A 7,667-nucleotide genomic window follows, 5' to 3' on the forward strand; every position below is an offset into this window, starting at 1 on the left:
GCCGAGCTGGTCGCCGAGGGCTGGCTGACCGCCCGGCAGGGCTCGGGCACCCGGGTCGCGGACCGGGCGGAACCGTTGCCGCACGCCGCACGGACGCCCGTGAAGGCACCGCAGCTCGCCGGTGGGCCCCGGCACGATCTGCGGCAGGGCGTGCCGGACGGGTCCGCGTTCCCGCGGGCGGCCTGGGCGGCCTCGTACCGGCGGGCGCTCCAGGCGGCGCCGAGCGAGGCGTTCGGGCCGGGCGATCCCGCCGGGCGACGGGAGCTGCGGGAGGCGCTGACGGAATATCTGGCACGCGCGCGTGGCGTGCGGACCGACCCGGACCGGATCGTCGTCTGCTCCGGCTTCGCGCACGCGCTGCGGCTGCTGTTCGGCCGGAGCGGGCCGGCCGGGCGGAGCGGTCAGGGTGGCGGGCAGAGTGACGGTGGGGTGCTGCGGGGCCCGCTGGGCGTGGAGGCGTACGGGCTCGGCTTCCACCGGGAGCTGCTCGCGGCGGCCGGCGTACGAACGGTGCCGCTCCCGGTGGACGGGCACGGCGCGCGGGTGGACGCGCTCGGGCGGGAACGGGCCGTGCTGCTCACGCCCGCGCACCAGTTCCCGACCGGTGGCCCGCTGCACCCGGAGCGACGGGCGGCCGTGATCGACTGGGCGCGGGCGCGCGGGGCGGTGGTCGTCGAGGACGACTACGACGGCGAGTTCCGGTACGACCGCAGGCCCGTCGGCGCGCTCCAGGGCCTCGATCCGGAACGCGTGATCCACGTCGGGTCGGTCAGCAAGAGCCTGTCACCGGCGCTGCGGCTGGGCTGGATGGTCCTGCCGGAGCGGTATGTGGAGCCCGTGCTCGCGGCGAAGGGCGAGCGGGAGGGCTGGGCGAGCGTCCCGGACCAGCTCGCGCTCGCGGACTTCGTGGTCTCGGGGTCGTACGACCGTCATGTGCGGCGGATGCGGCAGCGGTACCGGCGCCGGCGTGACCGGCTCGTCGCCGCGCTGGCCGCGCACGCGCCGCACATCGAGGTGACGGGCATCGCGGCCGGACTGCACGCGGTGCTGCGGCTGCCGCCCGGCAGCGAGCGGTCGGCGGTGAAGGCCGCCGCATGGGAGGGCATCGCCCTCGACGGCCTCGCCGCGTTCCGGCATCCGGATACGGCGACGACGCCGGACGACGGCCTGGTGGTGGGGTACGCGGCCCCCGCCGAACACGCGTACGGGGCAGCGGTGGAGGCGCTGTGCGGGGTGCTGCCGCCGGAGTGACAGGTGGCGAGCGGCTGTCGCCACCCCCGTGGCCGCAGAGAAGCCGTGGTTCAGAGATCCGGGTCGGCGGCGGTGACGTAAACCTTCGCGTGCCGGGGGCGACCCTGGGGCGGCGACCGGCAGTACCGGTCGGCCGGGGCGGGCCCGGCCGATCGGGGGGTAGCGACGACTTGCGACGGAAGTATCCGCCGCCTGCGCACCTGAACCACGGTCACCGTAGGCGCCGGGCGCGCGGCGGCGCAGCCGAATTTCGGCGCCCGGCCTACCGCTTGCGGGCCACCGCCGCGTACCCGGGGATCACGCCGTCGTCCTGGCCCGGCACCGGTTCGCCCAGCTCGGGGCGCCAGCGGTGCACGATCTCGACGCCGGGCTCGACGAGGTCGAGGCCGTCGAAGAAGCGGGTGAACTCCTCGCGGGAGCGCAGGGCGAGGGTGACGCCGGCCGCCTTGAGCTTCTCGGTGGCGGCCGCGGACTCCTCGGGGGTGAAGTCGGCCGTCGCGTGGGTCATCATCAGGTGGCTGCCGGAGGGCAGTTCGGACAGCAGGCGGCCGACGAGTTCGTGCGCGCCGTCCTCGTCGGGGACGAAGTGCAGCAGGGCGATCAGGGAGAGGGCGACCGGCCGGTCCAGGTCCAGGACCTGCCGGGCGCCGGCGATGATCGCGTCCGGGTCGCGCACATCGGCCTGCAGGTACTCGGTCGCGCCCTGCGGCGTGCTGCGCAGCAGGGCCGCCGCGTGGGCCAGCACGATCGGGTCGTTGTCGCAGTAGACGACCCGGGCGTCGGGCGCGATCCGCTGGGCGACCTGGTGCAGGTTCGGCTCGGTGGGGATGCCGGTGCCGACGTCCAGAAACTGCCGTACGCCCTGCTGGGCCAGCCAGTGGGTGGCGCGGTGCATGAAGGCGCGGTTGACCCGGGCCATCACCGGCACCCGGGGCTCGAGGGCCAGCATCTGCCGGCCCATCGCCTCGTCGACGGGGTAGTTGTCCTTGCCGCCGAGATACCAGTCGTACATCCGCGCGGGATGCGGCTTGCTGGTGTCGATCCCGACGATCGTCGGGTCCTGCCCTGTCATGCGGAACTCCGTAGGCGTCTGGCGCGTTGGATGAACAAGTCGGCATCACAATAAGGAGGTTGAGCAAGTAACAACACATGGCGCAGGTCAGGAGAGCAGGAAGTCGGCCTCCCCCGCCTTGGCGCCCTCGATGAACGCGGTCATCTCGTCCATGGTGTAGATCAGTGCCGGCCCGTCCGGGTCGGTCGACTGGCGCACGGCGATCCGGCCGTCCGCCAGCTTCATCGCCTCCAGGCAGTTACCGCCGTTGCCGCCGCTCCAGGGCTTGTGCCACCCCTCGCTGCCCAACTCCCGCGCGGGCATGCCGTTGTAGACACGACCGCGGGGCTCGATGCGATCCATTCACAGCTCCTTGCGGAGATCCCGGAGGATCTCCTTCGTGCGTTGTGCCGTAGCGGCCTGCGCCGCCATGCGGTCCATGACCTCGAGGTGGGTCGCCACCTCGGCGCGCGCGTCGAGGTAGACCGCGCCGGTCAGGTACTCGCTGTAGACCATGTCCGGCAGTTCCGGCATGGTGAACCGGAACAGCACGAAGGGCCCGTACGTCCCCGGGTGCGGCCCGTTGACGAACGGGGCGACCTGGAGCGTCACGTTCGGAAGCTTCGTGGCCTCAAGCAACTTGTCGATCTGCGCGCGCATCACCTCCGGGCCGCCGACCGGGCGGCGCAGGACGGTCTCGTCCATCACCGCCCAGAAACGCGGGGCGTCGGGACGGGTCAGCAGTGTCTGGCGTTGCATGCGCAGCGCGACGTGCCCCTCGATGTCGTCCGGGCTCGTCTGTCCGATGGCACCGGACCTGAGCACCCCGCGCGCGTAGTCCTCGGTCTGGAGCAGGCCGGGGACGAAGTGCGGTTCGTAGGAGCGGATGAGACCGGCCGCGCCCTCCAGGCTGACGTACATGGAGAACCAGCCGGGCAGGATGTCGTGGAACCTCTGCCACCAGCCGGGCAGGTTGGCCTCTTCGGCCAGCTGGACGAAGAGTTCGGCCTCGTCGTCGGGGACACCGTAGGCCTTCAGCAGCAGTTGCAGATACGGGATCTTGAGGGCGACCTCGGCCATCTCCATACGGCGGACGGTGGCGGGGGCGACACGCAGGACGCGGGCGGCGTCCTCGCGCTTCAGCCCGGCGCGCTCCCGCAGATCCAGCAGGCGCCGGCCGAGGACCACCTGGCCCACCGTCGGCGCGGACCGCGGTTCGCTCACGTTCCCACCTCCACCGAAAGCCTTCACACAAGGGAATCCCGACAGCCCTGCGGCGCCGTTCGAAGACTCATTCGAAGACCGGGTCGGATCTCTGATGGTCCCAATTGGCGCCGCTCTACGTGCTGTTGCGAGCAGTGTGCCACGGCCTCTGACCGAGTCACACAGCACTCTGCAATTTTCAGAGTGACACTTGCCAAGTGTCCATGGCGGGGAGATAGTGGCAGGCGTGATTCCGTCCGCGCCCTTAGGAACAGACGCCGCCGCTGACCGTCCCGGTCTCGGCGCCGATGGGGGTCCCCCCGCTCGAACGCGTTCGAGTTCGGGGGAGGCAGCAGCTCCTCAGGAAGGGGCTGCCGAGCGCCGGTTCCGCTTCGAACTGGCCGCACATCCCGGTTCCGTCGCCCAGGCCCGACGCCTGACGCAGACCCGGCTGACCGGCTGGTCGGTGTGCGCGGACACGTGCGACAGTGCGGCTCTGGTCATGTCCGAGCTGGTCACCAACGCGATCGTGCACACCGCGAGCAGTCGCGTCGTGTGCGAGTTGCACGACCACGACGACATGGTGCGCATAGCCGTGCGCGACGAGGGCTGTGCTCCCGGTGAATCCCACCCGTCTCCGCAGCGACCTGACGAGGAGCACGGGAGGGGGTTGCTTCTCGTCGACGCGCTGTGCCGGGCCTGGGGTGCCCAGGAGCACGGCCCTGGGCTGCTGGTCTGGGCGGAGCTGGCCCGCCAGGCAGACCCGGCCGATGACGCCGAGCCGCGCGACGACCTCGGCTGGGGCGCCCGCCCCAAGCCGGGCCAGTCGGACGACTCCGGCGACGACGAACCGGCCGAGGCCCGCGGCGGGGCCCCCGAACAGCACCGGCCCACACCTCCGGGCCGGTCGCCGCAGGGGGCCCCTGAGCAGCCCACACCTTTGGACCGGCCTCTGCGGAGGTCACCCGAGCGGTCCCCGCACCAGGCGCCGGGCCACCTCCCGCACGAGGCATCCGGCGAGCCTGCGCACCGGCGCGAGGCAGCAGAACAGCCCATGCGCCAGGGCCCCGAACAGCCCCCGTACGAGGCGCTCGACCGGCCCTCGCACCGGACGCCGGAACAGCAGCGGCGCGAAGCACCCGAACAGCTCTGGCACCAGGCACCCGAACAGCGCACGCACGAGACTCCCGGTCACCACCGCGCGGCCGAGCAGCACCGGCGCGAAGCACCAGAACAGCCCCTGTCTCGGGCACCCGAGCCGCACCGGTACGGCGCGGCGGAGCCTCGCTGGTTCGGGGTGCCGGAACAGCGTTCGTACGGATCGGTCGAGCCGCAGAGGTACAGGCCCGTGGAGCAGCCGCTGCACCGGGCCCCGGAGCAGCGGCGCGGCTGGGAGCGGCCGTGACCGGCACGGCGGGTTCCGGGCGAAACGGTGTCGGCGGCTCCGGCCGCGGCGCGGACTCGAACGGCCACCACGCCACCGGCTCCGGTCCGCGCGGCGCCGCAGGACCCGTCGGCGCCGGCCCCGAACGGTCCCTCGGGCTGGACACCCTGGTGCGTCTGCAACGCCGGCACCCGGCCGCGGAACCCGCCCGGAGGCTCCAGGTGCCGGACGGCATGACGGTCCCCCTGGGCTGTGACGCCGTGGCCGTGCCCGCACGCCTCGGGCCGGTCGTCGTACCGCTGTTGCCGCGACTCGGCTGTGTCTACACCGACGGCGCCCGCTGGTGGTGGATCGTCCCGTCGGACTCCGACTACGCCCTGCCCTGGCCGTCCCCGGCCCACTACGCCCCTGGAGCCCTGATCACCGGTACGGCCCGGCTCATCCACCGGCCGCGGGGAACGGTCCCGTACACCCCGCCGATCCCCCTGTATCTGGCCCTGTGCCGGGTGACGGGGACGACCCCGGACTGGTCGAGGGCCGTGTCGGCGTAGTCGCCGCGCGCCGCCGGTCGAGGGCACTGTTCGGAAGATTCCCCGCACTTCACATGAGCTGCCCGCAATACGCGCCGCAGCCGGGGCGGTTCACCTCACGCGTGCCGGATCCGGGCGGCCCGAGCCCACCAGGCCGGTCCCGGCCGCGTCACTCGGCCGCTTCGCCCCCGCGCACGATCACCAGGAACGTGTCCGTCGCGAGGTCCATGACGACCTCGGCGGGCAGGCCTTCCTGACGCCGCGCGTGCGCGAACTCCTCCGCGGGCCAGGATCCCCGCGGACCACCGGCGGGAAAGCGCCCGAGCACCGTTCGCCCGTTCACCATCTCGCACCTCCAGACACGTCGTTCTTGCTGGAGTTAACGCTCTGGAGAGGGAAAACGCCTCGCTCAGTGACATGACTGAGACATTGTCGACACCGGTTCGGCGCGGACCGTGAGTGTCCGTTCACGTTGTGACACGAACCGCACCCTCCGTGTCGGGATGCGAGCTGATCGTGTCAGGCTTCGTACTCGTCGTGGAGGCGGAGCCGTTCGCTGCCGGCGGGGCTGCGGCCGAGGGCGGTCAGGTCGAGGAGACCGGCCGTGGCGCCGAGGCCGTCGAGCCCGTCGTCGTACACCGAGTAGGTGTGGAAGACCCGGTCGTGGTCGCGCAGGAAGCAGCTGAGGCCCGGCCGTTCGACCGGTCCCCCGTCCGGCTCACCGCCCCGCTCGCCGGCCGGCTCCACCGTCGCCTCGAAGTCCCGGTTGAAGTCGCCGTGGCTCGACGAGTACCAGGGCACCGCCCAGCCCATCCGCGCCTTGAACGGCAGGATCCGGGTGAACGGCGCCCGGGAGACGGCGGCGAACGCGGTGTTCCGCGCGCGCAGGTGGGCGAGGTGGCCGACCTGGTCGAGGAAGGCGGAGCAGCAGGGGCAGCCGGTCTCCCACTCCGGGGCGAACATGAAGTGGTGGACGACGAGCTGGGCCCGCCCCTCGAAGAGGTCGAGGAGGGTGGCCTTGCCGTCGCCGCCCTCGAAGACGTACTCCGGGTCGACCTCGACCATGGGCAGCCGCCGCCGTTCGGCGCCCAGCGCCGCGCGGGCCCGTCTGACCGCCTCCTCCTTGCGCAGCAACTCCTCGCGCGCCGCGCGCCACTTCTCGCGCGAGACGATCTCGGGAAGCGACATGGGCCCTCCTGTCCGACGGTCGGCTCGGGTGGTGACCGATGTCGAATACGGAACTCATCGCTGTGCGCGGAGATTCTTTTCGGTCGACCTTCCGGCCGGCTTCGACAGGGGGGCGCCCCCCTTCGGACGGAGTGCCCGGCCCGCAAGGTGGATGGGCGACGCTGGTGCAGGCGGCTCGGCGAACCCGGCCCGGGCTGCTACGCGGCGGCGGGCAGCGGCACTTGGGCGCCGGTCGGGTCCAGCTCGGTGAGCGCCTCCTCCAGTTGCCGGACGTGATGCGGGGTGAGGCGTCCGGTGTCGTCGAGGTGCACGGCGCAGGCGGTGGTGGTGTCCACGAGCCGTTCCAGGACGTCGGCGACGGCGTCCGTACCCGCGGTGTGCCGGGCGAGGGCGGGCAGTTCGGCGGCGGCGAGCGCGATGGCGGTACGGGCCTCGGCGAGCGTGCGGTAGGCCTCCCGGCGCAGCAGCCACCGCTCGGCGCGGTCGCCGGACTCGCCGAGCACGTGCGCGAGATAGGCGTGCGCGGCGCTGCCGGCCGCCGCCAGCCGGGCGCGTACCCCGCCGCCGCGCTTCCCCGTGATCGGCAGATGCCCGACGACGAGCACGAGCGCGCAGGCCAGCAGCGTCTCGCCGATCCGGCTGACGGAGGCCTGCGGTTCCCCGCCGACCATGACCAGGGCGAGCACCAGGACGGTGATCACGGCGGTCAGGGCGGCGAAATGGCGGGTGGCGACCGGGACGAGCGCGCCGCACACCGCCACCACGGCGATCAGCTCCGCGGGCCTCGGCAGCAGCGCGGCGAGACCGGCGAACACCAGGGCGCCCAGGACGGTCCCGGCGGCCCGGCACAGCACCCGGGAGGCGAGCGGCCCGAGGTCGGGCTTGACGAGGAACACGACGGTGGCGGGCAGCCAGTACCAGTGCTGGTGGTGGCCGTACCAGCGGGCGTGGTGCAGGGCCTGGGCGATGGCGGCGCCGGCGCCGAAGCAGAGGGCGACCCGCAGCCCGTACTCGCGTCCGCCACTGCCGAGCGCGGCCCCGAGCGCCTCCCGCACGCTCC

At 73.0% G+C, this 7,667-nt stretch carries 8 protein-coding genes and 1 pseudogene; 3 read left to right on the forward strand and 6 right to left on the reverse strand.

Annotation, left to right across the window (positions count from 1 at the left end):
* Positions 1–1,251 (forward strand): aminotransferase-like domain-containing protein (locus ACWEN3_RS36370; protein WP_452979967.1); only part of this gene is annotated, 1,251 nt, incomplete at its 5' end.
* A 262-nt stretch (positions 1,252–1,513) separates the two neighbouring features.
* Here ACWEN3_RS36370 and ACWEN3_RS36375 read toward each other — a convergent pair.
* The 3 genes from ACWEN3_RS36375 to ACWEN3_RS36385 all read right to left on the reverse strand — a co-directional run bounded on the left by ACWEN3_RS36375 (position 1,514) and on the right by ACWEN3_RS36385 (position 3,526).
* Complete coding sequence (locus ACWEN3_RS36375) at positions 1,514–2,323, reverse strand: SAM-dependent methyltransferase (RefSeq protein WP_452979970.1); 810 nt, start codon at positions 2,321–2,323, stop codon at positions 1,514–1,516.
* A gap of 87 nt (positions 2,324–2,410) precedes the next feature.
* Entirely contained in the window at positions 2,411–2,665 is a 255-nt protein-coding gene (locus ACWEN3_RS36380) for a DUF397 domain-containing protein (protein ID WP_452979972.1), read from the reverse strand.
* Positions 2,666–3,526 carry a helix-turn-helix domain-containing protein gene (locus tag ACWEN3_RS36385; protein WP_452979975.1) on the reverse strand — a complete coding sequence of 287 codons (861 nt, stop codon included), beginning with the start codon at positions 3,524–3,526 and terminating at the stop codon, positions 2,666–2,668. It lies immediately after the preceding gene.
* A 190-nt stretch (positions 3,527–3,716) separates the two neighbouring features.
* Here ACWEN3_RS36385 and ACWEN3_RS36390 point away from each other — a divergent pair.
* Positions 3,717–4,397: pseudogene (locus ACWEN3_RS36390) on the forward strand (ATP-binding protein); the annotation flags it as partial.
* Positions 4,398–5,047: 650 nt separating this feature from the next.
* The gene (locus ACWEN3_RS36395; protein WP_452979984.1) at positions 5,048–5,440 is read left to right on the forward strand and encodes a hypothetical protein; all 393 of its coding nucleotides are present in this window, start codon (positions 5,048–5,050) and stop codon (positions 5,438–5,440) included.
* Between the two features lie 148 nt (positions 5,441–5,588).
* Here ACWEN3_RS36395 and ACWEN3_RS36400 read toward each other — a convergent pair whose 3' ends face one another.
* From ACWEN3_RS36400 to ACWEN3_RS36410, 3 genes are all read right to left on the reverse strand, one after another.
* Positions 5,589–5,765, reverse strand: coding sequence for a hypothetical protein (locus ACWEN3_RS36400; protein ID WP_452979977.1), 177 nt, complete (start codon positions 5,763–5,765; stop codon positions 5,589–5,591).
* 173 nt (positions 5,766–5,938) lie between these two features.
* Complete coding sequence (locus tag ACWEN3_RS36405; RefSeq protein WP_452979978.1) at positions 5,939–6,607, reverse strand: DUF899 domain-containing protein; 669 nt, start codon at positions 6,605–6,607, stop codon at positions 5,939–5,941.
* Between the two features lie 197 nt (positions 6,608–6,804).
* A partial coding sequence (locus tag ACWEN3_RS36410) for an FUSC family protein (protein WP_452979981.1) occupies positions 6,805–7,667 on the reverse strand: 863 nt, incomplete at its 5' end.

The sequence above is a fragment of the Streptomyces sp. NPDC004561 genome (assembly GCF_053602155.1).